At 63.6% G+C, this 26,524-nt stretch carries 22 protein-coding genes; 20 read left to right on the forward strand and 2 right to left on the reverse strand.

Annotated features, from left to right (window positions below; all coding sequences use genetic code 11):
- Positions 1-2: 2 nt before the first annotated feature.
- Positions 3-554, reverse strand: a complete 552-nt coding sequence (locus WA904_RS16350; protein WP_425198183.1) for a carboxymuconolactone decarboxylase family protein — start codon at positions 552-554, stop codon at positions 3-5.
- Positions 555-606: 52 nt separating this feature from the next.
- Here WA904_RS16350 and dapF point away from each other — a divergent pair, with 52 nt between their 5' ends.
- Genes dapF through WA904_RS16365 form a run of 3 tightly spaced genes read left to right on the forward strand, consistent with a single transcriptional unit; the run spans position 607 to position 3,265 of the window.
- The gene (gene dapF, locus WA904_RS16355) at positions 607-1,494 is read left to right on the forward strand and encodes a diaminopimelate epimerase (RefSeq protein WP_425198184.1); all 888 of its coding nucleotides are present in this window, start codon (positions 607-609) and stop codon (positions 1,492-1,494) included.
- A 39-nt stretch (positions 1,495-1,533) separates the two neighbouring features.
- Positions 1,534-2,232, forward strand: coding sequence for a DUF484 family protein (locus WA904_RS16360; protein WP_425198185.1), 699 nt, complete (start codon positions 1,534-1,536; stop codon positions 2,230-2,232).
- Between the two features lie 19 nt (positions 2,233-2,251).
- The gene (locus WA904_RS16365; RefSeq protein WP_425198186.1) at positions 2,252-3,265 is read left to right on the forward strand and encodes a tyrosine recombinase XerC; all 1,014 of its coding nucleotides are present in this window, start codon (positions 2,252-2,254) and stop codon (positions 3,263-3,265) included.
- Between the two features lie 116 nt (positions 3,266-3,381).
- Here WA904_RS16365 and WA904_RS16370 read toward each other — a convergent pair whose 3' ends face one another.
- Positions 3,382-5,145 (reverse strand): sensor domain-containing diguanylate cyclase, encoded by a 1,764-nt coding sequence (locus WA904_RS16370; protein ID WP_425198187.1) that lies wholly within the window; start codon positions 5,143-5,145, stop codon positions 3,382-3,384.
- Between the two features lie 63 nt (positions 5,146-5,208).
- On the opposite strand from WA904_RS16370, the gene WA904_RS16375 reads away from it, so the two are divergent.
- The 17 genes from WA904_RS16375 to WA904_RS16455 all read left to right on the forward strand — a co-directional run bounded on the left by WA904_RS16375 (position 5,209) and on the right by WA904_RS16455 (position 26,520).
- Complete coding sequence (locus WA904_RS16375) at positions 5,209-6,390, forward strand: class I SAM-dependent rRNA methyltransferase (RefSeq protein ID WP_425198188.1); 1,182 nt, start codon at positions 5,209-5,211, stop codon at positions 6,388-6,390.
- Positions 6,391-6,620: 230 nt separating this feature from the next.
- Complete coding sequence (locus WA904_RS16380) at positions 6,621-7,676, forward strand: CobW family GTP-binding protein (RefSeq protein WP_425198189.1); 1,056 nt, start codon at positions 6,621-6,623, stop codon at positions 7,674-7,676.
- A 718-nt stretch (positions 7,677-8,394) separates the two neighbouring features.
- Positions 8,395-9,138, forward strand: a complete 744-nt coding sequence (dksA, locus tag WA904_RS16385) for an RNA polymerase-binding protein DksA (RefSeq protein WP_425198216.1) — start codon at positions 8,395-8,397, stop codon at positions 9,136-9,138.
- Between the two features lie 36 nt (positions 9,139-9,174).
- A complete protein-coding gene (locus tag WA904_RS16390; protein ID WP_425198190.1) occupies positions 9,175-10,998 on the forward strand; it encodes an STAS domain-containing protein in 1,824 nt (607 codons plus the stop codon).
- A 413-nt stretch (positions 10,999-11,411) separates the two neighbouring features.
- A complete protein-coding gene (mraZ, locus tag WA904_RS16395) occupies positions 11,412-11,840 on the forward strand; it encodes a division/cell wall cluster transcriptional repressor MraZ (protein WP_425198217.1) in 429 nt (142 codons plus the stop codon).
- Positions 11,841-11,849: 9 nt separating this feature from the next.
- Positions 11,850-12,803, forward strand: a complete 954-nt coding sequence (gene rsmH, locus WA904_RS16400; protein ID WP_425198191.1) for a 16S rRNA (cytosine(1402)-N(4))-methyltransferase RsmH — start codon at positions 11,850-11,852, stop codon at positions 12,801-12,803.
- Entirely contained in the window at positions 12,800-13,096 is a 297-nt protein-coding gene (gene ftsL, locus WA904_RS16405; protein WP_425198192.1) for a cell division protein FtsL, read from the forward strand. Before rsmH ends, ftsL begins: the two co-directional genes overlap by 4 nt.
- A complete protein-coding gene (locus WA904_RS16410; RefSeq protein ID WP_425198193.1) occupies positions 13,089-14,822 on the forward strand; it encodes a peptidoglycan D,D-transpeptidase FtsI family protein in 1,734 nt (577 codons plus the stop codon). The genes ftsL and WA904_RS16410 overlap by 8 nt, the downstream gene beginning before the upstream one ends.
- A complete protein-coding gene (locus WA904_RS16415) occupies positions 14,822-16,318 on the forward strand; it encodes a UDP-N-acetylmuramoyl-L-alanyl-D-glutamate--2,6-diaminopimelate ligase (RefSeq protein WP_425198194.1) in 1,497 nt (498 codons plus the stop codon). The genes WA904_RS16410 and WA904_RS16415 overlap by 1 nt, the downstream gene beginning before the upstream one ends.
- Complete coding sequence (locus tag WA904_RS16420) at positions 16,315-17,700, forward strand: UDP-N-acetylmuramoyl-tripeptide--D-alanyl-D-alanine ligase (protein WP_425198195.1); 1,386 nt, start codon at positions 16,315-16,317, stop codon at positions 17,698-17,700. Before WA904_RS16415 ends, WA904_RS16420 begins: the two co-directional genes overlap by 4 nt.
- A 78-nt stretch (positions 17,701-17,778) precedes the next feature.
- Positions 17,779-18,957: a phospho-N-acetylmuramoyl-pentapeptide-transferase gene (gene mraY / locus WA904_RS16425; RefSeq protein WP_425198196.1), complete on the forward strand. Its 1,179-nt coding sequence runs from the start codon at positions 17,779-17,781 to the stop codon at positions 18,955-18,957.
- Entirely contained in the window at positions 18,954-20,936 is a 1,983-nt protein-coding gene (locus tag WA904_RS16430; protein ID WP_425198197.1) for a Mur ligase family protein, read from the forward strand. The genes mraY and WA904_RS16430 overlap by 4 nt, the downstream gene beginning before the upstream one ends.
- Positions 20,933-22,186 carry a putative lipid II flippase FtsW gene (ftsW, locus tag WA904_RS16435; protein ID WP_425198198.1) on the forward strand — a complete coding sequence of 418 codons (1,254 nt, stop codon included), beginning with the start codon at positions 20,933-20,935 and terminating at the stop codon, positions 22,184-22,186. Before WA904_RS16430 ends, ftsW begins: the two co-directional genes overlap by 4 nt.
- A gap of 17 nt (positions 22,187-22,203) precedes the next feature.
- Positions 22,204-23,328, forward strand: coding sequence for an undecaprenyldiphospho-muramoylpentapeptide beta-N-acetylglucosaminyltransferase (gene murG, locus WA904_RS16440; protein ID WP_425198218.1), 1,125 nt, complete (start codon positions 22,204-22,206; stop codon positions 23,326-23,328).
- Positions 23,325-24,758, forward strand: a complete 1,434-nt coding sequence (murC, locus tag WA904_RS16445) for a UDP-N-acetylmuramate--L-alanine ligase (protein WP_425198199.1) — start codon at positions 23,325-23,327, stop codon at positions 24,756-24,758. Before murG ends, murC begins: the two co-directional genes overlap by 4 nt.
- Positions 24,755-25,732 (forward strand): D-alanine--D-alanine ligase, encoded by a 978-nt coding sequence (locus WA904_RS16450; protein WP_425198200.1) that lies wholly within the window; start codon positions 24,755-24,757, stop codon positions 25,730-25,732. Before murC ends, WA904_RS16450 begins: the two co-directional genes overlap by 4 nt.
- On the forward strand, positions 25,729-26,520 hold the full coding sequence (locus tag WA904_RS16455; protein WP_425198201.1) for a cell division protein FtsQ/DivIB: 792 nt from the start codon (positions 25,729-25,731) through the stop codon (positions 26,518-26,520). The genes WA904_RS16450 and WA904_RS16455 overlap by 4 nt, the downstream gene beginning before the upstream one ends.
- Positions 26,521-26,524 lie beyond the last annotated feature (4 nt).

The following is a 26,524-nucleotide window of genomic DNA, read 5'->3' on the forward strand; positions in this document are numbered from 1 at the left end:
GCCTAGTCATGCTCTTCCGGCGACACGCCCAGCGCCACCAGAAAACGCGCCACCATGTTGTAGGTGGCAATCGCGCTGGTCAGCTCCACCAGTTCGGTGGTATCGAAATGTGTGCGCAGGGCCTCGAACACCGCGTCGCTGACTTTCACGTCCAGCGTCATCTGCGCGGCGTAGCGGATGACCAGCTGTTCGACCTCGCCCAGTGCCGGATGTGCGGCCGAGGCGCGTGCATCGGCTTTCACCAGCAGGTTGAGCGCATCGAGCTCGGCCTGGGTACCGCCGGCCGTCAAAAAATCCGGCGCATGGTGTTTGTATTCGTAGGCTGCGCCGGTGAGCAGCGCCACGGTGCAGATGCCGAGTTCACGCAGCTTGCGGCTGGTGGGCAAGCCGGTGCGTACCGCGCCAAGGTAAACGTTCCAGGCGCGCGCCAGCGGCTCGCTCCAGAGCAGGGCCTTGTCCAGGTTGATCAGCGTGCCGCCGCGGCGTTTCAGGATGGCATCGACCAGGTCCTGGGGTTGGGGTTTGAGGGTGGGCGTCCAGTCAGGGATGCGCATGGGTGTCTTTCCGTAGTGCGGGTGGGGTGCAGCCTCGGCGGATAATGCGGGGATGCTGATCCGATTTACCAAAATGCAGGGTGCGGGCAACGATTTTGTCATGCTCGATGAAACCCGCGGACGCCTGAACCTCGCACCCGGCCAGTACCGCTTTCTGGCCGACCGCCACTTTGGCGTGGGTGCGGACCAGATTTTGTCGGTGCGGCCTGCCACCGACCCGGGCATCGACTTCGAGTACGTGATCCACAACGCCGATGGCGGCGAGGTCGAGCAGTGCGGCAATGGGGCGCGCTGCTTTGTGCGTTTTGTGCGCGAGCAGGGCCTGACGACCAAGGACGTGGTCAAGGTCAAAACCCTGGCCGGTGTGATTGAGCCGCGCATGCAGCCCGACGGCCGCGTCACCGTGGACATGGGCGCCCCCATCTTTGATCTGGCGCGTGTGCCCTTCGACGCCGCCGGCTTGACGCCGCAGGCCGTGAATTCGTGGCAAAAATGGCCTCTAGCCCTTACGGGGCGGGCGCAAGATGCTCCTGTTTTTGTAGCGGTTTTGTCCATGGGCAACCCGCATGCGGTGCAGCTGGTGGACGATGTGGAGACCGCGCCCGTGCTGCAGGACGGCCCTCTGATCGAGAACCACGCGCGTTTCCCGCGGCGTGTCAATGCCGGCTTCATGCAGGTGGTCTCGCGCAGCCGGATCGCCCTGCGCGTGTACGAGCGCGGCGCCGGCGAAACCCTGGCCTGCGGCAGCGGGGCTTGCGCCGCGGTGGTCGCTGGCATACGCTTGGGCCTGCTGGATGCACGCGTGGACGTGTTGACCCATGGTGGCACGCTGACCATCGAGTGGCAGGGCGGGTTGGACGCCACGGTTTCCCCGGTGCTGATGACCGGGCCGGCCACCACGGTGTTTGAAGCCTCGATTGAAGTCCCCGACCATCTTTGAATCTGCAGATTTTGTCGACTTAACGGAAAAACCAAGAACATGAATCCAAGCGAACACTCCATCCAGAACCCGATCACCGAAGACGACATTGCCAACTTCCTGGCCAACACGCCGGACTTTTTCGAGCGCCACGCGGAGTTGCTGGCCACGGTCCAGCTGTCCAGCGGCCACGGCAGCCGCGCGGTGAGCCTGCAGGAGCGGCAGGCCGGCATGCTGCGCGACAAGATCAAGGCGCTGGAGTCGCGGGTGGTCGAGATGATCCGTCACGGCCAGGAGAACGTGGGTATTGCCGACAAGCTGCAGCGCTGCACGCTCAACCTGTTGCTGACGGCCCATGCGCGTGACCTGCCGGACACCATCGTGCGCGAGATCCAGACGCAGTTTTCGATTCCGCAGGCGGCCATCAAGGTCTGGCATGTGAACGGCATTTTTTCGGACGAAAACTTTTCCACCGGCGTCAGCGAAGACACGCAGGCTTTTGCATCCTCGCTGACCGCGCCGTACTGCGGCGTCAATTCCGGCTTTGAAGCGGTCAGCTGGCTGCCCGACCCGGCCCAGGCGCTGTCGGTGGCGCTGATTCCGCTGCGCCCCGGCAAGTCGCCCCAGGCTTTCGGCATGCTGGTGCTGGCCTCGCCGGACCCCGAACGCTTCCAGAGCGGCATGGGCACGGATTTCCTTGAACGCATCGGCGAACTTGCCGGCGCGGCGCTGTCGCGCCTGCGGCCCTCGACTTCCTGAGCTGAGCCCCACCTGAGCCATGGCCAAGCCCGAGCTGCCCGCAAGTACCGATGGTGCAGCAGCGGTGCCCGAGGCCGATCCGCTGGTCGAGCGCTACCTCGAGCACGTGCGCGTTGAAAAACGCCTGGCGCAGCGCACGGTCGAGCTGTATGCGCTGGACTTGCAGAAGCTGCAGGCCAACTGCCGGCAGACCGGCGTGGCATTGACGGGGGCGCAGAACCTCCATATGCGGCGCTGGGTGGCCCAGATGCATAGCGGCGGCCGCAGCGGCCGCGGCATTGCGCTCATCCTTTCCGGCTGGCGCGGCTTTTACACCTGGCTGGGCCGCGAGGGCCTGGTGGCCAGCAACCCGGTGCAGGACCTGCGCGCGCCCAAAGCCGCCAAGCCCCTGCCCAAGGCCCTGAGTGTGGACGAGGCGGTGCAACTGGCCGCCTGGCGCAGCGATGGTACGGCGGGTGATGGTGCAGCGAGTCCGGTGCTCGAGGCTAGAGACCGCTGCATCACCGAACTACTGTACGGCTGCGGCCTGCGTATCGGCGAGTTGACCGGGCTGGACGCTGTGGCCGGCAGCCAGGCGCGCGGCTGGATCGACCTGCAGGCCGCCGAGGCGCATGTGCTCGGCAAGGGTTCGAAGCGGCGCAGCGTGCCGGTGGGCGGCAAGGCGCTCGAGGCCCTGCGGGACTGGCTGGCCCTGCGCAGCGCCTGGGCCAAAGAGGACGCGGCGCTGTTCATCAACCAGCGCGGCACGCGTTTGACGCCGCAGCACATCCGGGTGCGCCTGAAGCAGCGCTCCCTGCAGGCCGGCCTGGCCACGCCGGTGCATCCGCACATGCTGCGGCATTCATTTGCCAGCCACGTGCTGCAATCCAGCGGGGACCTGCGCGCAGTGCAGGAACTGCTGGGCCACGCCAATATCACGACCACGCAGGTGTACACGCGCCTTGATTTCCAGCACCTGGCCAAGGTCTACGACGCCGCGCATCCGCGCGCCAGCCTGGCTGGCGTCAAACCGGCAGGAAAAACCAAGCCCTAAGCTGATCGCGAGACACCTCTTTTCAAGCAGGGGCCGCGGGTCCGGCTCTGCCGGCCCGCAGGCGCAGCGCCCCCTCGGGGGGTAGCGCAGTACGCGAAGCGACAAGCGTGGGGGCTCTACTTGTAGTCAGGGATCATGAACACCGCGCGTTTGCTTTCGGGCGGTATGCCGGTCAGGCGCTGGGCCAGCCGCGCCAACACGATCTCGGCGGTGGGGCCCTGGCGCGGCACCAGCGCATAGGCAACACGGACCTGGGCGACACAGTCCTCCGGCAGCCCTTTGTAAGGCATCAGGCAACGCGCGACGATGCGCGGCCCCAGGGTGGCGGCTTCTTCCGGGGACACCGGGCCTTCCACCAGCATGCCAAAACGCTGTTCGGTCAGGCGTGCCGCGCTGTCGATCTCGCGCGCCGTGGAGAGCAGCCGCGCCGCCAGGCGCAGCGGCAGCTCCTCGGCTGCCCGCCGGCCAAAATCACGCTGTATCTGCTCGGTGTTGACCAGGTCGATCATCAGCACGGCACCCTGGTGCCTGAAGCGTTCCGAGCGCGCGATCATGCGCATCAGGCGTTCGGCGAACACCGACTCGTTGATCAGGCCGGTGGACGGGTCCACCCGGTCCAGTCCCTGGATCCGGCGCATGTTCTCCCGGCGCTGCTGGCTGCGCAGGACGAGCACGGCCAGCATGGCCGGCATCTGCAGAGCCATGCTGGCCAGCACGCCCTGTTCGGTGGCAAAACTCAGGGGCACCCATTGCAGGTAGCGCGCAATCGCCAGCGCCAGGCTCAGGGCAAACGGGGTTGCGCTGAGCAGCAGCCAGCCGCCAAAGCGGTCGCCGCGGCGCCAGGCCCAGAGGTTGACCAGCAGCATCAGCAGCGGCGCCAGCAGCAGATAAGGCAGGATCAGGGAAATGCGGATCGCGCTGTCGGTCACGCCAAGCGCCACCGACAGTGCCGCGCCGGCCAGTGCGGCGGTCCACACCAGGGCGTTGAGCATGCGGGAGCGCTGCACCAGGGACACCATGGCAGCATTGAGCAGCATCAGCGACACCAGCATCCAGGTTCCCAGCACAACCAGCGAGCGGTCCGTCCAGTCCGGTGAATCGGGCCATAAATGCAGGCCCCCCACACCGGTGATGGCCGCCTGTGTCAGGCCGATCAACGCGGAGCACGCCGCGTAATAAAGATATGCCCGGTCCCGCAGCCAGAAAGCCCCGGCCAGGCCGACGGCGCAGCCCAGCAGCGCCAAGCCGAAATAAACACCCAGGAACAGGGACACCTGCTGCTCGCTGCGCAGCACATGGCCGGAGCTGACAAAACGGATGGGGGCGCTGAATCCCTGGGCGTTTTCGATGCGCAACAGGTAGTGCGTCGGGTTTTCTGCGTTGAAGTTGACCACCAGCAGGGGATGGCGGTGCGGTACCGGCCATTTGTCAACCGGAGCCAGGTCACCGGCACGCTGCTCAATCCATTGCCCGGCGCTGTCCAGGCTGTACAGCGACGCCCGGTCCAGGGCGGGATAAGGTATTTCGAGCAGCCAGCGTTCCGAGTCGGGTGCCGGCGGCACGGTAAAACGGATCCACAGGGCTTGTCCGGGCTTCAGGGGATAAATGCCGCGTTCCGGGGTGCTGTTCCATGCCAGCCCGCCCTGATTTGCAACTTGCGCTGCTTCCAGCTTGAGTTGTTCATCAATCCAGTAGTCGCCCCAGTCCGCCAAGGCGACGGGCTGTTTTTCCGCATCCAGGTCCAGCACCGTGCGAGCCCCGGCTGAAAGGCCGGCAAGACCGAGCAGCAGGGCCAGCCCGAAGGCCCGCAACATGCGCGCGGGCGATTGAACCCTTGCCCTGTTGCTGGCAACACGCGCCGAAAAGTAGCTAAAAGTCATCAACTTATTGTCGCAAATTCCACCGGCTGCTCGACAGGGGTTGCCAGCCGCGACAATAGCGGCATGAAATCAATACGCTTGAGAGAAGGCAAGGAGCGTTCGCTACTGCGGCGTCACCCCTGGGTGTTTGACGGAGCGATTGCCCGCGGTGGTGCCGACGCAGGAGAAACCGTTAGGGTCGAAGGCCACGACGGCCAGTTTCTTGGCTGGGCGGCGTTCAGCCCGAGTTCGAAGATCCGTGCCCGTGTCTGGAGCTTTGTCGAGACCGAGCGCATCGATACTTCCTTTTTCATAGCGCGCATCGCACAGGCCATAAAGGCCAGAAGCCGTTTTGACATACAAAGTGACGGGATGCGCCTGGTGCACGGCGAGTCCGACGGCTTGCCCGGCCTGGTGGTGGACCGGTACGCTGACACCCTGGTGGCACAGTTCTCCAGCTGCGGTGTCGAACGCTGGAAAAGCGTGATTGTCGATGCCCTGCTGGCCGAGACCGGGCTGACCCGGCTGTACGAACGATCGGACGCCAGCGTGCGTTCGCTGGAGGGTTTGCCGGAAGCGACCGGCTGGCTGGCCGGTGGCGGCGCCACCGACCTCGTCATCACCGAACACGGCTGGCAGCTGGGCCTGGACATCGCGACCGGCCACAAGACCGGCTTCTACCTGGACCAGCGCGACAGCCGCCGCAAGTTTGCCGACCATGCGCGCCGCCTGCAGTTCCAGAACGTGCTCAACTGTTATTGCTACACCGGCGGTTTCACCGTGGCGGCGCTGGCTGGCGGCGCGGCCCATGTCACCTCGATCGACTCGTCCGGTCCGGCGATTGAAAAAGCCAAAGCCAATGTGGCGCTGAACGGCTTTGATGCCGGCCGCACCACCATGCTGGACGCCGACGTCAATGCGTCGCTGCGCAAGTTCCACAAGGAAGGCCGCACTTTCGATGCCATCGTGCTGGACCCGCCCAAGTTTGCGCCCACTGTTGCCCATGCAGAACGTGCGGCGCGCGCTTACAAGGACATCAATCGCATTGCGCTGTCCATCCTGGCTCCGGGCGGGGTGCTCTTCACCTATTCCTGTTCCGGCGGCATCAGCGCCGACCTGTTTCACAAAATCGTTGCATCGGCGGGCACAGATGCCGGTGTGGATGCCTTCATCACGGAACGCCTGGGCGGAGCGCCCGACCACCCGATGACCGTGAGTTTTCCCGAAGGGGAATACCTCAAGGGCCTGGTGCTGCTCAAAAAATAGGATGTTGAATGAAAAATGGTTCCAGCCCTTACCAGTCGGGCGTGAGCAGCTATTAATCATGTAGCAAAAGGCGGCTGTTGAAGTCGAAAGGCTTGACAGCGTCTGTAAAGTGGCCGGTAAGCCTTCCGGGGGACCCCTACCGGGTAACAGGGCCTTGACTTGAACGCTAAACTCCCCATCTTCACGGGTCCACCGATCCCGCTTTCCACGTATTGTTTTAGGCACACACCATGAGTTTGATTCCCGTGACCATCCTGACCGGTTTCCTGGGTTCGGGCAAAACCACGCTTCTGAAGCGGATCCTGACCGAAGCGCACGGCCAGAAGATCGCCGTGATTGAAAACGAGTTCGGCGAGGAAAACATCGACAACGAAATCCTCGTCAATGACACGCAGGAAAACATCATCCAGATGAACAACGGCTGCATCTGCTGCTCCATCCGCGAAGACCTGCGCGAGACCCTGCAGCTGCTGGCGGTCAAAAAACGCAAGGGCCTGCTCGACTTTGAACGGGTGGTGATCGAAACCACCGGCTTGGCCGACCCCGGCCCGGTGGCGCAGACCTTCTTCATGGACGAGGAAATCGCCGAGCAGTACCTGCTGGACTCCATCCTGACGCTGGTCGATGCCAAACATGCGGCGACCCAGCTCAACGATCGCCAGGAGGCGCGCCGCCAGGTCGGTTTTGCCGACCAGATCTTCATCAGCAAGGCCGACCTGGTGGCCGAGGACGAAGTCCAGGCGCTGATGCATCGCCTCAAACACATGAATCCGCGTGCACCGCAGAAAGCGGTGCATTTCGGCGAAGTGGCGATTGCCGACGTGTTCGACCTGCGCGGCTTCAACCTCAATGCCAAGCTCGACATCGATCCGGACTTCCTCAAGGCCGACGAGCATGAGCACCATGACCATGACCATGAGCACGGCGAACATTGCGACCATCCGTCCCATGCCCATGGCGACGGGCACGGCCATCACCACCATCACGATGACGACGTCAAGAGTTTTGTGTTCCGCTCCGATCGCGCTTTTGATCCGGCCAGGCTGGAGGATTTCCTGGGCGCCATCGTCAATATCTACGGCCCGCGCATGCTGCGCTACAAGGGCGTGCTGAACATGCAGGGCACCGAGCGCAAAGTCATTTTCCAGGGCGTGCACCAGCTGATGGGCAGTGACCTGGGGCCGGCCTGGGGGGCTGATGAGCAGAAAACCAGCAAGATGGTCTTCATCGGCATCGATTTACCCAAAGATATTTTCCTCCAGGGCCTGGAGCAGTGTCTGGTTTGAGGTAGGCTGTCCACACATTGCCTTTTGAAGGCGGGAGGGCCCCATGATTGTCTCCATTCTCCAACGTTCAGGCTTGCGGGCATCACAGCATGCCGGTGAGCCGCTACAATCGCGCGCCGACTCCGCTACCCGGTCATCCCCGGAGAAAAGGCAGGCAGAAAAAGTCAGGGTAAGTACTGGCCTTCAAACTGCAGGCGCAGCGGCAGACAAAACAGACAATCAGGTAAAAGACAAGGTTGGGGTGACAAAAGTCAGTCCGGCCCGGAGCCAGCATGAGGACCATCCTGAAGCTGCCTCCACGAGGAGACCCAGTGTGAAAGCTCAAGCGAAAAAGCCCAAGGCGGCGGTCAAGGCCGCTGGAAAAACGGCGGTAGCCGGTAAAGCCAAAACCACGTCCAAAGTGGTGGCCAAGCCCAGCAAGCCTGCAGCTTCCAGAACTGCTGTCAAGAAGCCGACCCTGCCGGCTTCCAAGGCAAAAGCCAAGGTGGCGGCCAAGCCTGTGATAAAAACAAAAGCCAAAGTGAGTGCCAAGACCAAACCCGTGCCTGCCAAGAAAGCCCCGCCCGCAGCGAAAAAGTCCGCGCCTGCCGTAAAAAGCAAGCCAGCGGCCAAACCGGTCAAAAAAGCCGGCAAGCCTGCACCGCCTGCCAAAAAATCCCCTCCTGCTAAACCCGCGGTCAAGGCCGCCAAACCTGCCACCAAGCCGGCCCAGCCGTCAGTGAAGGGCAAGGCCACCGCCAAACCTGAAGAAAAAGTTATCAAAACGATCACCAAAACGGCCGCCAGCGCGGCCGCCAAAACCACGCCAAGCCCAGCAAGCATTGCAGCGGCGCCTGCACCGCTGCAGACGCCGGCCCTGAAGCCGGGACGCCGCGCTTCCTTGCGGAACTCTTCTTTCGCGCCGCCGCCCGCGCCCATGATTCCGACCCATTCCCCCGACGCAGCCAAAGCCAGCTATTCGACCATTGCCGAACGCGTGATCGCACCGCCACCGCATGTGGCGGCCAAAAAAGACCCCAAGCTCGCCAACAACTGGAAAACCAAGCCGGGTGAAGAGTTGACGGACGAAGAAGTCAAGGCTATGCCTGATTCGGAGTACATGAACGAAAAGCAGCTGGCATTTTTCCGGCACAAGCTCTCGTTGCTCAAGCAGGATATCCATAACAGTGCCGGTGAAACCACCGAACATCTGCGGGAAGACACCGTGGTAGTGCCGGACCCCGCCGACCGGGCGACCATCGAGGAAGAACACGCCCTCGAGCTGCGGACCCGCGACCGGGAGCGCAAGCTGCTCAAGAAAATCGAGCAGTCCATTGCCCGCATTGACTCTGGCGACTATGGATACTGCGATGAAACCGGCGAAGCGATCGGGGTGGGGCGGCTGATCGCACGGCCCACTGCCAACCTGTCGCTGGAGGCGCAGCAGCGCCGCGAACTCAAGCAGAAAATGTTTGGTGACTGATCTTTTTCCTGCCTACTTCCTCCTGAACCTTCGCTGATGGCCAAAGAAGACACCACCCCGGGCTTGTTGTCAAAAGTCGTGAAGTTCGTTCGCAACCCTGCGACGAACTGGTCTGATCTTGACAGCAAGGATTCGGACCGGGAGGAAGCCCTGAGCAAGCAGATGCTCAAGGAGATGATAGAGCGCAAGCGACGCAACGATTTTGTGCGCAAGCGCGAGTTCGACATGCTGAGGAAAATGCGCAAGCGGGAAGCTTTGACCGGCCAGGATCCTGGTGCCCGGCCCTCATTTTTCCAGAGCAGCATGCCGTCCAAGCCGGATGACCGTGCCGTCACGCTGAAGAAAATCGACGAGATCGAAGCCCAGATGTCCATGCAGTGGTGGAAGACCAAGCATGGAAGCCCGACCGCCGGCGCTGCCGATCCTTCGTCTTTTTCCACATCGATGGCAGCCGGCCCTGCCAACCTCAGCGCCCACGCGCCCCTGCTGGACAATGCATTGCCTGCCGGCTACGCGCCCACCTCTCCTGTTCCGCTGACTGCAGCCGGCAGGACCGGGGCAGCCGCTCCGGTGGCGCCCGCGAAGGCTCCTGCTCCGCCGCAGCCAGAACTGGCTGCCAGGCCGCCGGCCCCGCCGCCCAAGCCGGCTGCAGCAGCTAGCGGAGGCATTTCGGCCTTGTCCCGGGACGGTGAAGGTTCGGGTTTTTCGGCGTCCAAGTTTTCGGTAGTGGATGCCTCCGAGGTGGCACATGATCCCGAACTTGAGGAGGCGTCCATCCGGTTTGCCAATGGCGACGATGCGGGTGCGGAAGCCGGCCTGCGCGAAACGCTGGGTCCCCAGGGCGGCAGGGCCAAACATGCAGACACCTGGCTGGCACTGTTTGACCTGTACCGCGCCACCGGTCAGCAGGACAAGTTCGAAAACCTGGCCATCGAGTTCGTCGGTTGCTTTGACCGCTCGGCGCCGCAATGGTTTTCCCTGCCGGACATGGTGCGGCAGCTGTCGGCTCCCGCCGCTGCCGCTGCCGCTACGGCCGCTTCGGGCAATGGGCCAGCGGTTGACTGGACCTGCCCGTCAACACTGGGCATACAGACGGTTGCTGCGTTGAGTGCGGCATTGGCCCGCTCGCCCATGCCCTGGCGCCTGGACTGGAAGAACCTGAAGACGATTGATGACAACGCTGTTGAGCCGCTGTGCAAGGTATTCAGCGGCTGGGCTACGCAGCCGGTACAGCTGCGTTTCGCAGGAGATTCCCAATTGCAGAAGGTCCTGCAGGAAGCCACACCCTCGGGCGTGCGCGAGACCTCCCAAGGGTGGTGGCAACTGCGCATGGAGGCCTTGCGGGTGACCCATCAGCCGGATGAATTTGAGCTGACGGCCCTCGATTTTTGCGTGACCTATGAGGTGTCGCCGCCTGCCTGGGATAACGCCCGCTGCGACTACAAGCCCCTGGGCTCGCAGGGCGCTGCTGTGGCCGGGCAGGCCATCATCGGCGATGTCTACCGCGATTCGGTGACCTCCAGCCTCAGTTCCACGATGGACGGTGATACCGAAATGGGCGGCAATTCGCAGATGAGCCAGTTGTACGCGGTTGAACTGGCCGGCCAGATTGAAGGCGATGCCATCGCTGTGCTTGACAGGCTCGAAGCCAAGCTCATGGGTGCAGACATCATGGTCATCTCATGTTCAAAACTGATTCGCGTTGACTTTTCCGCTGCGGGAACCCTGCTCAACTGGGTTTCTGCCAGGGAAGCGGAAAACCGTGCCGTGCAGTTCACCGATGTCAACCGCCTGGTGGCCGCTTTCTTCAACGTGATCGGCATCACCGAGCACGCCCGGGTGCTCACACGCATCGACTGAGTCCGCTTTGCTGGTTTTTTCCAGCAAGCGTTGTCCTGACTTCCTCTCCCGGCAGGGGTAATTCCAGCCACGCTGCACGCACTTCCACGCCTTGGTCCGGACACGCTTTTCCACGATGAAGGCGCGTTGTTGTCCTCGCTCCTAGAAATTCCAGAATTTTCTTCCCCGCTTGGGTGATCACGGGCCTGCACACGCGTGCTTGAGTGGCGCGGCTTGAGATAACACTTTCATTAAGTGTTCTAAGTGCTTAATTTAGAACGATATTTAAATGTTCACTGCTTTGAAATACGTTTCTAAGTGCTTGATTTCATTGAAAAAATTTGTAGCAAAGCCCTTGCATGGCAAAACTTTCCTGATAAAGTGGGAAAAAGTGCAATTTAGTGGTGAAAAGTGTTTTCCAAAGGTTTTTAACGGTGTTCCAAGGCGCGTCTTCTCTAGCTCTCGATACCAAGGGTCGGCTCTCCGTGCCGACCCGGCATCGTGACGTGCTCAGCGCCACCGCGTCCAGCCAGCTCACCATCACCAAACACCCACACGGCTGCCTCATGATATTCCCGCGCAATGAGTGGGAAAAATTCCGGGAACGCATCGCCTCGCTGCCGATGCAGGCACAGTGGTGGAAGCGGATTTTCCTGGGCAACGCGATGGATGTGGACATGGATGCCACCGGTCGCGTCCTGGTTTCGCCCGAGCTGCGCGCGGCGGCAGGCATCAGCCGGGACACGGTGCTGCTTGGCATGGGCAGTTATTTCGAACTGTGGGATGCAGCGACTTATGCGGCCCAGGAGGCGGAGCAGATGAAGGGCGACATGCCCGATGTCTTCAGAGACTTTTCATTCTGAAAGACGGCGGTGCAAGACACATGGACACATCGCACCGTCTTGTTGAACGAAGCAGTTGCAGCGCTTCAGGTCAATCCGGACGGGCATTACATCGACGCGACCTTTGGGCGCGGCGGCCATTCGCGCCTGATTCTTTCCCGTCTGTCCGGCTCAGGCCGGCTCACCGCCTTCGACAAGGATCCGGAAGCCGTTGCCGAAGCACAGGGCATGGCCGATCCGCGTTTTGTCATCCACCACCAGGGCTTCAGCCACCTCGGCGAATTGTCGTCCGGCAGCGCGGCGGGCATCCTGATGGACCTGGGCATCAGCTCGCCGCAGATCGACAACCCGGCGCGTGGTTTTTCCTTCCGCGGCGACGGACCGCTGGACATGCGCATGGACACCACGCGCGGCCAGAGCGTGGCCGAGTGGCTGGCCGATGCAGAAACGGAAACCATCGCGGAGGTCATTCGTGAATATGGCGAAGAACGGTTTGCTGGGCAGATTGCAAAGGCGATTGATCGTCGCCGACAGGAGCGGGGCCCTATTGGAACCACCGCTGAACTGGCCGAAGTCGTGGCTGGCGCGGTCAAAACCCGCGAGCCGGGCAAGGACCCTGCAACGCGCACATTTCAGGCTTTTCGGATTTTCATCAACGCCGAGCTTGAAGAGCTGCAACAGGCGCTAGAGGCTTCATTGAAGGTGCTGCAACCTGGAGGACGTCTGGTGGTGATCAGTTTCCATTCGCTGGAAGACCGCATCGTCAAGCAGTTCATCGCCGAGCATTCGCGCGAGGTGTTCGACCGCCGTGCGCCCTTTGCTGCGCCCAAAGCCATGCGGCTCAAGGCACTGGAGCGTGTCAAACCCGGCGCCGAAGAAGTGGCGGCTAATCCCCGTTCGCGCAGCGCCGTCATGCGGGTGGCGGAACGCACAGAGGTGCCCGTCCAGGCGTCGACGCAACGCTACCCGGGAGCGGCGGCATGACGCGCCTGAACCTGGTGCTCCTTCTGGCGGTGCTGTTCAGCGCGTTGTACCTGGTGCGTACCCAGTACGAGTCGCGCCGCCTGTACGTCGAGCTCGAAAAATCGGCCGCGTTGAGCCGCCAGCTCGAATCCGACAAGGAGCGTCTGCAGGTCGAAAAACGCGCGCAAGCCACGCCGCTGCGGGTCGAACAACTCTCCAAGGAGCGGCTGCAGATGCGTTCGGCCACACCGGCCATCACGCAGTATGTGAGCTATAAAAATCCGGCAATTGCGGAAGGAGGCGTCCGTGAGTAGGAGCGTCCGTTACACCTCCAGCCCCCTGCTGGCCAGCAAGACGCCGGTCTGGCGCAGCAAGCTCATCGTGGCAGGCATTGCGCTGGCCTTCGCCGGGCTGGCCGGACGCGCTGCGTTTGTGCAGGTGGTTGGCAATGATTTCTTCCAGCGCCAGGGCGAGGTGCGATTTGCCCGCACCCTGGCGCTACCGGCCAATCGCGGGCGCATTCTGGATCGCAACGGCCTCATCCTGGCATCGAGCGTGCCGGCGCCCAGCATCTGGGCCATCCCGGAAGACGTGGACGCCAGCAAGGCCCAGCTTGCCGAACTCGCGAAGCTGCTGGACATGCCGCTGGCCGAGTTGCGGAAAAAACTGGCCGACGAAGACAAGACCTTTGTCTGGCTCAAGCGGCAGGTGGATGCGCCGGTGGGTGAAAAAATCCATGCGCTCGGCATCAAGGGCATTTACCAGCGCAAGGAGTACAAGAGGCAGTACCCGGAAGGCGAGGCCGTCGCCCATGTGGTGGGCTTTACCAATGTCGAAGACCGGGGCCAGGAAGGCATGGAACTGGCGTTCAACCAGGACCTGGCCGGACACGCCGGTTCGCGCCGGGTGATCAAGGACCGCCTGGGCCGTGTGGTGGAAGATGTGCGCGAGCAGGTGCCGCCGGTGGAAGGCAAGGACTTGCAACTGTCCATTGACAGCAAGATCCAGTTCTTCGCCTACCAGAAGCTGCGTGACGCGGTGCTGGCCCACAAGGCCAAGGCCGGCAGTGTGGTGGTGCTTGACAGTGTGACCGGCGAGGTGCTGGCGCTGGCCAACTACCCCAGCTTTTCGCCGGAGCGGCGGCAGAGCCTGAGCGGTGCGCAGCTGCGAAACCGTGCCCTGACGGATACCTTTGAACCCGGCTCGACCGTGAAGCCCTTCATCGCAGCGCTGGCCCTGCAAAAAGGCATGGTCACTCCCGAAACGACCATCCAGACCGCACCGGGCCGCATGACCATAGGCGGATCCAGCATCTCGGATGCGCACCCCCAGGGCCTGCTCACGGTGAACCAGGTCATCCAGAAGTCGAGCAACGTCGGCACGGTCAAGATGGCCATGCAGATGCAGCCGCGCGAGATGTGGGAGATGTACACCCAGGTCGGGTTTGGCCAGAAGCCGCAAGTGCCGTTTCCTGGCGCCGTCAGCGGGCGGCTGCGTGCCTACAAGACCTGGCGGCCCATTGAACAGGCCACCATGAGTTACGGCTATGGCCTGTCTACCTCGCTGTTCCAGCTGGCGCATGCCTACACCGTGTTTGCGCGGGACGGCGACCTGGTGCCGGTGAGCATGATCAAAAGCGGCGAACCCGCCGCCGGTGTCCGCGTGATCAGCGAAAAAAATGCCATCGCCGTGCGCCACATGCTGCACCTGGTCACCGGACCGGGCGGCACCGCACCGAAGGCGCAGACCATGGGGTATTCGGTGGGAGGCAAAACCGGTACAGCGCACAAGCAGGAAGGCAAGGGTTACGCGGACAAGAAGTACCGCGGATTTTTTGTGGGCATTGCACCAACGGAAAAACCGCGCATTGTCGTGGCGGTGATGATTGATGAACCCAGCAACGGAAAATATTTTGGCGGGGATGTCGCGGCACCGGTTTTCAGCGAGACGGTGCAGCAGACGCTGCGCATGATGGGCCTGCCGCCCGACATGGCCGTCCGGCCCCAGATCGTCACCAACGCGGTGGAGGAGTCGTTCTGATGGAGCGGCTGCAAACCCCTGAACAGGCCGCGCGCTGGTTGCAGCAGCACGTGAGCGGCACGCTGCGGACCGACAGCCGCAAAGTCGTTGCCGGCGATGGTTTCATTGCCTGGCCAGGTGCTGCCACCGACGCGCGCAAATACGTGACCGGGGTTCTGGCCGCGGGCGCGCAGGCCTGTCTGGTGGAGCAGGAGGGTGCGGATGTCTACGGGTTTTCCGACCAGCGGGTGGCTGCCTACAGTGGCCTGAAAATGGCAACAGCACCCATTGCCGCTGCGTATTTCGAGTACCCCAGCCGCAAGCTGGACGTGCTGGCCGTGACCGGCACCAACGGCAAGACGTCGACCGCCTGGTGGCTGGCGCAGGCACTGGGCAAGCTGGGCCGGCGCTGCGGCGTGGTCGGCACGCTGGGCATGGGCCAGCCCGGAGCCATGGTGTTCAACGGCCTGACGACGCCTGATCCGGTGCTGTTGCAGCAACAGCTCAAGCGCTGGGTCGATGAGGGCTTTGCCGCCTGCGCGCTCGAGGCATCTTCCATCGGTATTGCCGAACACCGGCTGGATGCCACCGACATACGCGTTGCCATCTTTACCAATTTCACGCAGGACCACCTCGACTACCACCACACCATGCGGGCCTATTGGGAAAGCAAGGTCCGGCTGTTTGACTGGTCAGGCCTGAAGGCTGCGGTGATCAACATCGACGATACGCACGGAGCAGAGTTGGCTCTGTCGTTGCGCGATTCGGGCCTCGATGTCTGGACGGTGTCCTGCCTGGCCCCCGCGCGCCTTCGGGCACAGTCCATTGACCATGGCCTGGAGGCTCTGGGCTTTGATGTGGTGGAGGGTGTTGAACGCTACCGGATCTCGACAGCATTGGTGGGGCAGTACAACGTCTCCAACCTGCTGGGGGTGATGGCGGCCCTGCGCGCGCTCGGCCTGCCCTTGAAGGACGCGGTTGAGGCCTGCGCCCACCTGTCGCCGGTACCCGGGCGCATGGACACAATTGCCCTGTCCGGTCGGCCGCTGGTGGTGGTGGACTATGCTCATACGCCCGATGCGCTCGAGAAAGTGCTGGGTGCGCTCAAGCCAGTGGCCGGGGGGCGCGCCGGAAAACTCTGGTGTATTTTTGGGTGCGGCGGCGAGCGTGATGCCGGAAAGCGTCCGTTGATGGCGAGTGTGGCTGAGCAAAATGCAGACCGGGTGGTGGTGACCAGTGACAACCCGCGCAGCGAAGACCCTCAGGCCATCATTGGCCAGATCCTGGCGGGCTTCAGGCACGGAGATGCAGTGCAGGTGCAGGTCGACCGCGCGCAGGCCATTGCACTCGCAGTAAGCGAGGCTCAGGCCAGCGATGTGATCCTGATTGCGGGGAAAGGTCATGAAACCTACCAGGAAACCGCAGGCATCAAGCTGCCGTTTTCCGACAAGTCCCAGGCCGAAGCGGCGCTGGGTCGGGGTGCGAACCGGCAGCATGCGCAGGGAGGCCTCGCATGATGAGTCTGCAACAGTCCCTGCAGTGGCTGCCCTCGGCGCACCTGGTCGGTGACGGCGCACTGCGTTTCCAGCGCGTTCATACCGACACGCGCAGCCTGCAGCCCGGGGACCTGTTTGTGGCACTCAAGGGCGAGCGTTTTGATGCCCACGATTTTCTGGCCCAGGCGAGAAGCCTGGGTGCAGTGGCGGCGCTCGCCGAGCGTGGCTTGACGGCGGAACTCCCGGGCCTGGTGGTCGCTGATTCGAAGCAGGCCCTGGGCCAGCTCGCTGCCGGCTGGCGCGCGCAGTTCAGCTTGCCGCTGATTGCCGTGACCGGCAGCAACGGCAAGACCACGGTCACGCAGATGATTGCGTCCATCCTGCGTGCATGGAAGCACGAAGGCGCCTTCGCGACCGAGGGAAATTTCAACAACGACATCGGCGTTCCCCTGACCCTGCTGCGTTTGCGCGCCAGCCACCAGGCCGGTGTGGTCGAGCTGGGCATGAACCATCCCGGCGAGATTGCCAGCCTGGCGGCCATGGCCCAACCGACCGTGGCGCTGGTCAACAATGCGCAGCGCGAACACCTGGAGTTCATGGCCACCGTGGAAGCGGTGGCCCGGGAAAATGGCGCCGTCATTGCCGCGCTGCCTGCTTCCGGTGTGGCTGTGTTTCCTGCGGATGAGGCCTACACACCGGTCTGGAAGGAACTTGCCGGCGCTCGTGCCGTGTTGACCTTTGCCGAATCAATGGCGGCCGACGTCACAGCCTCCGCGCAGTGGCTGGGCGGTGCGTGGCAAGTCCAGGCGCAGACGCCGCAAGGTCCGCTGGACTTTTCGCTGCAGATCGCAGGCCGGCACAACGTCAAGAATGCACTGGCAGCCACAGCCTGCGCGCTGGGTGCGGGTGCACCTTTGAGCGCCATCGCGGCTGGCCTGTCTGCCTTTGTTCCGGTCAAGGGCCGCTCGCGGGCACTGGCACTCCATGTCGGCGGGCATGCGCTCACGCTGATCGACGACAGCTACAACGCCAATCCCGACTCGGTACGCGCTGCCATCGATGTGCTGGCTGAACTGCCCGGTCCGCGGCTCCTGGTACTGGGTGACATGGGCGAGGTGGGAGACCAGGGTCCGGCCTTCCATGCAGAAGTCGGTGTGCACGCGCGTGAGCGCGGCATCGAGCAGCTGTTCACGCTGGGTGCGCAGTCCGTCCATGCCTCGCAGGCTTTTGGTGCCGGCCGGCATTTTGGTGACGACCTTGCTTCGCTTCAGGCGGCGGTTGCCCATGCCTTGCCGGCCACGATCAGCGTGCTGGTCAAGGGATCACGCTTCATGAAGATGGAACGCATGGTCCAGGCCATCAGCGGGCTTGCAGAACAACAAGAAAAAGAGGAGAAAAAATGAACCCCCACGTTCACATGCGTTCACTGCCCCCCGAGGGGGTGTGTGCCTCCTTTGAGGCGGCTCGGCAGGAGGTACGCGATGCTGCTTAGCCTGGCCCAATGGCTGCAAACACTGACGCCGGAGTTCGGCTATTTCAGGGTGTTCCAGTACTTGACCTTTCGCGCCGTGATGGCCGCCCTGACAGCGTTGCTGATCGGCCTGCTTGCCGGTCCTTTTGTGATTCGCCGCCTGATCAGCCTCAAGATCGGCCAGCCTATCCGCGAGTACGCCATGCAGACTCATCTGAGCAAGAGCGGCACCCCGACCATGGGCGGCGTGCTGATCCTGCTGGCCATCGGCATTTCCACATTGCTGTGGTTTGACCTGAGCAACCGCTTCGTCTGGATTGTGCTGATCGTCACGCTGGGGTTCGGCGCCATCGGCTGGGCCGATGACTGGCGCAAGGTTGTGCACAAGGACCCGGAAGGCATGCGCTCGCGGGAGAAATATTTCTGGCAATCCGCGATCGGATTGATTGCCGCGCTTTACCTGGTGTTCAGCATTTCCGAAAGCTCCAACATGCGTGTGCTGGAGCTGTTTTTCAGCTGGGTGCAGTCGGGCTTTGACGTGAACCTGCCGCCCAAGGCCGGCCTGCAGCTGCCTTTCTTCAAGGAAATCAGCTACCCGCTGGGTGTGTTCGGTTTTGTATTGCTGACCTACCTGGTGATCGTCGGCTCAAGCAACGCGGTGAACCTGACCGACGGCCTGGACGGCCTGGCCATCATGCCGGTCGTGATGGTGGGTTCGGCGCTGGGCGTCTTTGCCTATGTGACGGGCAGTTCGGTTTATTCGAAATACCTGTTTTTCCCGCATATCCCGGGTTCGGGCGAACTGCTGATTTTCTGCTCGGCCATGGCCGGTGCCGGGTTGGCTTTTTTGTGGTTCAACACCCACCCTGCACAAGTTTTCATGGGCGATGTGGGCGCGCTGGCACTGGGCGCTGCCCTGGGCACGATCGCAGTCATCGTGCGCCAGGAAATCGTGCTTGCCATCATGGGCGGCATCTTCGTTGTCGAAGCCCTGTCGGTGATGCTGCAGGTGATGTATTTCAAGTACAGCCGCCTGCGTTTTGGCGAAGGGCGGCGACTGTTCAGGATGGCGCCCCTGCACCATCATTTCGAGAAAAGCGGCTGGAAGGAGACGCAGGTGGTTGTGCGCTTCTGGATCATCACCATGCTGCTATGCCTGGTTGGCCTGTCGACTTTGAAATTGCGATGAACGAAAACGAATCCCTCAACCCCGGCGATGTGCCCGAGCAGCCTCCGGCGGAGCTCAGGCCGGAGCATGCGCCGGCCGTTGACCCTGTGTGGGAGCTGTCGGCAGCTATGCCGTCGGCAGAGCCGTTGGCGCAATCCCCGGTGGAAGAAGTGGTCCACGCGCGTCCCGAGGGAGCGGGCAAGGCAGGTGCAAAGCCCCTGCCTGAAACCTTGACGGCCGCGCGCGATGCGGCCGCCTTTGTGGCGCAATTGTTTGCCGAGGTGAGTGCGCCTGAACAGGTCGTACCGGCCGAGCCAGTAGCTGAAGTGCCGTCGTCGGCCAGTGAAGTCCAGGGTGGCGGTGAAGACAGCGCGCCTGCGGTCGCCGAGCCTTCTGACGATGCGGTGGTATCCCCATTGCACGGCCAGCACGTGCTCATCCTGGGCCTGGGTGCTTCGGGGCTGGCCATGGCGCGCTGGTGTGTGCGCCAGGGAGCGCGCGTGACCGTTGCCGATACCCGCGAGACCCCTCCCCAGTTGGCACAGCTGCAGGCGGAGCTGCCTCAGGTGAGTTTTCGCTCCGGTGCCTTCGAGTCCGGCCTGGTGGAGGGCAGCGACATCCGCGCCCTCTTCAAGAGCCCGGGCCTGTCGCCTGCGGCGGTCGCCCCGGTCTGGCAGGCGGCGCAGTCCATCGGCCTGTGGGCTGGCGGGGAACTGGACCTGTTCGCCCGCGCCATGCAGGAGCTGCAAGTCCAACACGGCTATGCCCCCAAGATACTGGCAATCACCGGAACGAACGGCAAGACGACAACAACGGCGCTCGCCGGCCGCCTGGTGGCGCATGCCGGAAAAACTGTGGCGGTGGCAGGCAACATCGGCCCCAGCCTGCTGGGCACGCTGGCTGCGCACCTCGATGCAGGCACGCTGCCCGAGGTCTGGGTGCTGGAGCTGTCCAGCTTCCAGCTCGACGGCGTGCAGGGGTTTGAGCCCACCGCGGCCACGGTGCTGAACCTGACGCAGGACCACCTGGACTGGCACGGCAGCATGGAGGCATATGGGGCTGCCAAGGCGCGCATCTTTGGCAGCAAGGGACTGCTGGTGCTCAATCGCGATGATCCGGCGGTGATGGCCATGCTGCTGAGCACCGCCGGGCCGTCCCAAGGCGCGAAAGCCCCCTCTGGGGGCAGCGCAGCACACGCAGTGGCAAGCGTGGGGGAGCAAAAAATTCCCCCGGTGCGTGCGAAGCTGCAAAAGCCGCAGTGGCGCGAATACGTGAGTTTCGGGTTCGGGATGCCCCAGCGCCCGGGTGACTTTGGCATCGAAACCGTCAACGGCATGGCCTGGCTGGTGCACGCCGCCGAGGCAGACGAAACCATCAAGCGCCGCAAGGATGAAGAAATCGTGTTGCATGTGCAACGCCTGATGCCGGTGGATGCGCTGCGCATTCGCGGGCGCCACAACGCCACCAATGCGCTGGCCGCGCTGGCGTTGGCCGGCGCCGCAGGCGGCAACATGGCGGCCATGCTGCATGGCCTGCGTGAATACACCGGCGAGCCGCACCGGATGGCCTCGGTCGCGGTGGTGCGTGACGTCGAATATTTCGACGACAGCAAGGGCACCAATGTGGGCGCCACGGTGGCTGCCCTCACCGGTCTGGGTGCCGAGCGCAAGCTGGTGCTGATTGCCGGGGGGGACGGCAAGGGCCAGGACTTTTCGCCGCTGGCCGGGCCGGTGCGCCAGCATGCGCGTGCGGTCATCCTGATCGGACGCGATGCGCCCCTGATACGCGCAGCGCTGGAAGGCACAGGCGTGACCGTGCTTGATGCCGATTCCATGCCGGCTGCCGTCGAGCTGGCGGCGCGGCAGGCGCAAACCGGCGATGCCGTGTTGATGTCGCCCGCCTGTGCGAGTTTTGACATGTTCGACAACTATCCGCACCGTGCACGGGTGTTTTGCGAGGCCGTCCAGGCACTCGCGCAGGATGCGGGGGTGGTGTCATGACGGTGGCGGCCCGGCTTTCCGGCTGGTTCTCCAGCCTGGGCGGGACCACGCCCGAGGGCCTGCCGGTGCGGCTGGGCGGCCAGCGCCGTTCACGTTCCGAGTCAGCGCCGGTGCGCATGTCGGGCGTGGACCAGGCGCTGATCTGGGTGACGGTGGCCTTGCTGGTCTGGGGCCTGGTGATGGTGTATTCGGCCTCCATCGCCATGCCGGACAACCCGAAGTTTTCGCGTTATGCGCATACCCACTTCCTGCTGCGCCATGCGCTGTCGCTGGGGGTGGCTTTTGCCGTGGCCCTGCTGACCTTCCAGGTGCCGGTCTCGACCTGGGAAAAAGTGGCGCCCTGGCTGTTTGTGGCCTCGCTGGTGTTGCTGATGCTGGTGCTGATCCCCTTTGTCGGCAAGGGTGTCAACGGCGCGCGCCGCTGGATCTCGCTGGGTTTCATGAATTTTCAGCCCTCGGAACTCGCGAAGTTTGCCGTGCTGCTGTACGCCGCCGACTACATGGTGCGCAAGATGGAAGTCAAGGAACGCTTTTTCCGCGCCGTCATGCCCATGGCCGTGGCCATCGGCATCGTGGGTCTGTTGCTGCTGGCCGAGCCCGACATGGGCGCCTTCATGGTCATCTCGGTGATCGCGATGGGTATTCTTTTCCTGGGTGGTGTCAATGCCCGCATGTTTTTTGTCATCGCCACCGTGGTGGTGATTGCTTTTGCATTGATGGTGATGCTCAGCGACTGGCGGCGCGAGCGCATTTTTGCCTACCTGGACCCGTGGAGTGACAAGTACGCGATGGGCAAGGGCTACCAGCTGTCGCATTCGCTGATCGCCTTCGGGCGCGGAGAGGTTTTTGGCGTCGGCCTGGGCGGCAGCATCGAGAAGCTGCACTGGCTGCCCGAAGCGCACACCGACTTCCTGCTTGCGGTGATCGGCGAGGAGTTCGGCCTGCTGGGCGTGCTCTGCGTGATTGGCGCCTTCATGTGGATGACACGCCGCATCATGCACATCGGCCGCCAGTCGATTGCGCTGGACCGCGTGTTCGCGGGCCTCGTGGCCCAGGGCGTCGGCATCTGGATGGGCTTCCAGGCTTTCATCAACATGGGTGTGAACCTGGGTGCACTGCCGACCAAGGGGCTGACCCTGCCGCTGATGAGTTATGGCGGGTCGGCGATCCTGATGAACCTGATTTCGCTGGCGGTTGTGCTGCGCATTGACTACGAAAACCGATTGTTGATGCGGGGGGGGCGTTCATGAACGTTACCCACGACGGCATGCGCAGCGCAACGCCGCAGGCTCGCGAAGCGACAAGCGCGAGGGCAACAACCAGGTGCGCGCTCGTGATGGCCGGCGGCACCGGCGGCCACATCTTTCCCGGCCTGGCCGTGGCTGAAGCCCTGCGCGAGCGCGGCTGGCGGGTGCATTGGCTGGGCGGCAAGGGTTCGCCCGACCATCCGAGCATGGAAAGCCAGCTTGTGCCGCCGCGTGGGTTCTCCTTTGAGACCATTGATTTTTCGGGTGTGCGCGGCAAGGGGCCGGTTACCCTGGCTTTCCTGCCACTGCGCCTGCTCAAGGCTTTCTGGCAAAGTATTGCCGTGGTGCGCCGCGTCCAGCCCGATGTGGTGGTCGGTCTGGGCGGCTACATCGCCTTTCCGGCCGGCATGATGAGTGTGTTGCTGGGAAAACCGCTGGTGCTGCACGAGCAGAACTCCGTGGCCGGACTGGTCAACAAGGTGCTGGCGAGTGTGGCCGACCGGGTGTTCACGGCCTTCCCGGATGTGCTGAAAAACGCGACATGGATCGGCAACCCCCTGCGTCCGGCCTTCACGCAGCAGCCCGATCCGGCGGTCCGCTTTGCCGGCCGCAGCGGGCCCCTGAAATTGCTGGTGGTCGGTGGCAGCCTGGGTGCGCAGGCGTTGAACCGCATCGTGCCGCAGGCGCTGGCCCTGATCCCCGAGGGCCAGCGGCCCAGTGTCGTGCACCAGAGCGGCGCCCGGCAAATCGAGGAGCTGCGCGAAAACTACCGCGCGGCCGGGGTGCAGGCCGAACTCATCCCTTTCATCAACGACACGGCCCGTGCTTTTGCCGAGGCCGACCTGGTGGTCTGCCGTGCAGGCGCCAGCACCGTGACCGAGATCGCCGCTGTTGGCGCCGCGGCGCTGTTTGTGCCGTTTCCGGCGGCAGTGGACGACCACCAGACCAGCAACGCCGCTTTTCTTGTGGACCAGGGCGGTGGCTGGTTGGTGCAGCAGCAGGAATTGACGCCCCAATTCCTTGCTGGAATGCTGCAAAAAACAGAGCGGCCTGCGCTTATGGAGCGGGCGCTACAGGCCAAAAAAATGCAAAAACCCCATGCCACCGCTGACGTGGTGGCCGCCTGCGAGGAGCTGGCGATATGAAACACGCGATCAAACACATTCACTTCATTGGCCTGGGTGGCGCCGGCATGTCGGGCATTGCCGAGGTGCTGCACAACCTAGGTTATGTGATTTCCGGCTCCGACCTGTCCGACAGCACCACCCTGCGGCGCCTGGCCGGGCTGGGCATCCGGACCTTCGTCGGCCATGCCGCGAAAAACCTGGCCACCGTTGACGCCGTGGTCACCTCGACCGCTGTGCAGGCCGACAACCCCGAGGTGCTGGCAGCCCGCGAAAAACGGATTCCGGTGGTACCGCGTGCACTGATGCTGGCCGAACTGATGCGCCTGAAGCAGGGCATCGCGATTGCCGGCACCCATGGCAAGACCACCACGACCAGCCTGGTCGCCAGCGTGCTCGCGGAGGGCGGCCTGGACCCGACTTTTGTGATCGGCGGGCGCCTGAACAGCGCCGGTGCCAACGCCAAGCTGGGCTCGGGCGACTACATCGTGGTCGAGGCCGATGAGTCGGACGCGTCCTTCCTCAACCTGTTGCCGGTCATGGCGGTGGTGACCAACATCGATGCCGACCACATGGAAACCTACGGCCACGACTTCGGCAACCTCAAAAAGGCCTTTGTCGATTTCCTGCACCGCATGCCGTTTTACGGCACGGCCATTTTGTGCACCGACGACGCGGCGGTGCGCGACATCGTGCCGCAGGTGTCCTGCCCGATCACCAGCTATGGTTTTGGCGAAGAAGCGCAGGTGCGCGCCATCAACGTGAAGGCGATCGGCAGCCAGATGTCTTTCACCGTGCAGAGGCGCAATGGCGTGACCCTGCCCGACCTGCCGGTGGTGCTCAACCTGCCCGGCGAGCACAACGTGCTCAACGCCCTGTCGGCGATTGCGGTGGCGGTGGAGCTCAATATTCCCGACGCGGCTGTGCAGAAGGCGCTGGCCGAGTTCAGGGGCGTGGGCCGGCGCTTCCAGCATTACGGCGACGTGCCGGCGCCTGCCGGCGGCAGCTTCACGGTGATCGACGACTACGGTCACCACCCGGTCGAGATGGCGGCGACGCTGGCAGCGGCGCGCGGCGCCTACCCGGGCCGGCGCCTGGTGCTGGCCTTCCAGCCGCACCGCTTTACGCGCACGCGCGACTGTTTCGATGATTTCGTCAAGGTCATCGGCCAGGCCGACAGCGTGCTGCTGTCCGAGGTCTACGCCGCCGGCGAGGCGCCCATCGTCGCGGCCGACGGCCGTTCGCTCGCGCGTGCGCTGCGCGTGGCCGGCAAGGTCGAGCCGGTGTTTGTCGATGACATCGAGGCCATGCCGCAAGCCATTGCCGACAACGCCATGGACGGCGATGTGGTGATGTGCATGGGCGCCGGAACGATAGGCGGCGTGCCCGCCAAGGTGGTTGAGTTGCTACAAAGATCAGAGCGCACTGCGCAGGAAGGACGGGGGCTGTGAGCCTGAAAGACTTCCCATGGGGCAAGGTGGCCGTGTTGCTGGGTGGCCAGTCTGCGGAACGCGAGGTTTCGCTGATGTCCGGCCGCGGGGTGCTGGAGGCGCTGCGTTCGCGCGGCGTCGATGCCCATGCCTTTGACCCTGCGGAGCGGGATCTCGGTGAACTCAGGCGCGAGAAATTCGACCGCTGCTTCATTGCGCTGCATGGCCGGTTTGGCGAAGACGGCACGGTACAGGGCGCGCTCGAGCTGATGGGCATTCCCTACACCGGGTCCGGCGTGATGGCCTCCAGCATTGCCATCGACAAGGTCATGACCAAACGCGTCTGGCTGGCCGAGGGCCTGTCAACGCCGAAATACACACTGCTGCGCCGCGGTGCCTATGAGCGCAGGCAGGTGATTGCCGTGCCGGACGACCTGGGCCTGCCGCTGATCGTCAAGCCGGCGCGTGAGGGCTCGTCCATCGGCGTGGTCAAGGTGGCCGGTTATTCCGGCATGGTTGACGCGGTCGAACAGGCGGCGCAGATGGATGCTGACGTGTTGTGCGAGCAGTTCATCAGCGGTGACGAGGTGACCTGCCCGGTGCTGGGAACCGGCGATGACGCGCGCGCCCTGCCGGTGATCCGCATTGTTGCGCCCGAGGGCAACTACGACTACCAGAACAAGTACTTCACCGACACCACGCAATACCTGGTGCCCTGCGGTTTGCCGGCGGGCGAGGAAGCGGCTATCCAGGCGCTCGTGCTCAAGGCCTACCGCGTGCTGGGTTGCCGCGGCTGGGGCCGCCTCGACGTGATGATTGACGGCAAAACCCGCCAGCCCTACCTGCTGGAGATCAACACCTCGCCTGGCATGACCGGCCATTCGCTGGTGCCGATGTCGGCACGCGCCGCCGGCATCAGTTATGAAGACCTGTGCCTGGAAGTGCTGCGCACGGCCGGGCTGGACCATCACCCCGCACCGGGAGGCGCCGCGTGAACCAAGCCCTGCCTGTCCCGCTGGATGTCAAGCTCATGAACACCACGTCGCTGGTGCTGGGGCTGGCGTTCGCGGGCATGCTGGTGACGCTGGGGGTGACGTGGTTGCTGCAGCAGAACCTGTTCCGGCTCGCGGCCATCCGGGTTGGCGGCGACCTGAGCCACAACAACGCCGTCACGCTGCGCGCCAACGTCGTGCCCAAGTTGACGGGTAATTTTTTCACCGTCGATCTGGCGCGGGCACAGGCCGCCTTCGAAGGCGTGCCGTGGGTGCGCCGCGCGGTGGTGCAGCGCGAGTTCCCGAACCGGCTCCGGGTGCTGCTGCAGGAACACCAGGCCATCGCTTTCTGGGGGCACGAAGGCGACGCCCGGCTGGTCAACAGCTACGGTGAAGTGTTCGAGGCCAACCAGGGCGACGTCGAAGCCGATGACCTGCCCCTGCTCAACGGCCCGTCGGGTCAGTCCGCGGTGGTCCTGCAGGCCTATCGCAGGCTGGCGCCGGTGTTTGAAAAAATCGACATGCAGCTGACGCGGCTGGAGCTGACGGCGCGCGGCAGCTGGCGGGCACGGCTCGATGAGGGGATTGTTGTCGAGTTGGGGCTGGGCTCGCAGGACGAGATACACAGCCGCGCAGAGCGTTTTGCGGCCACGCTGACGCAGGTGTCCAGCAAGTTCGGGCGCAACCTCGAATCGGCGGACCTGCGTTACAGCAACGGTTATGCACTCAAGCTGCGAGGCGTCACCACCACGGTGTTGGGCGACAAAGAGCACAGGAAAGCAACAAGGTAAAGAT

Source organism: Polaromonas sp., assembly GCF_049790275.1.
Classification (GTDB): Bacteria; Pseudomonadota; Gammaproteobacteria; order Burkholderiales; family Burkholderiaceae_C; genus Polaromonas.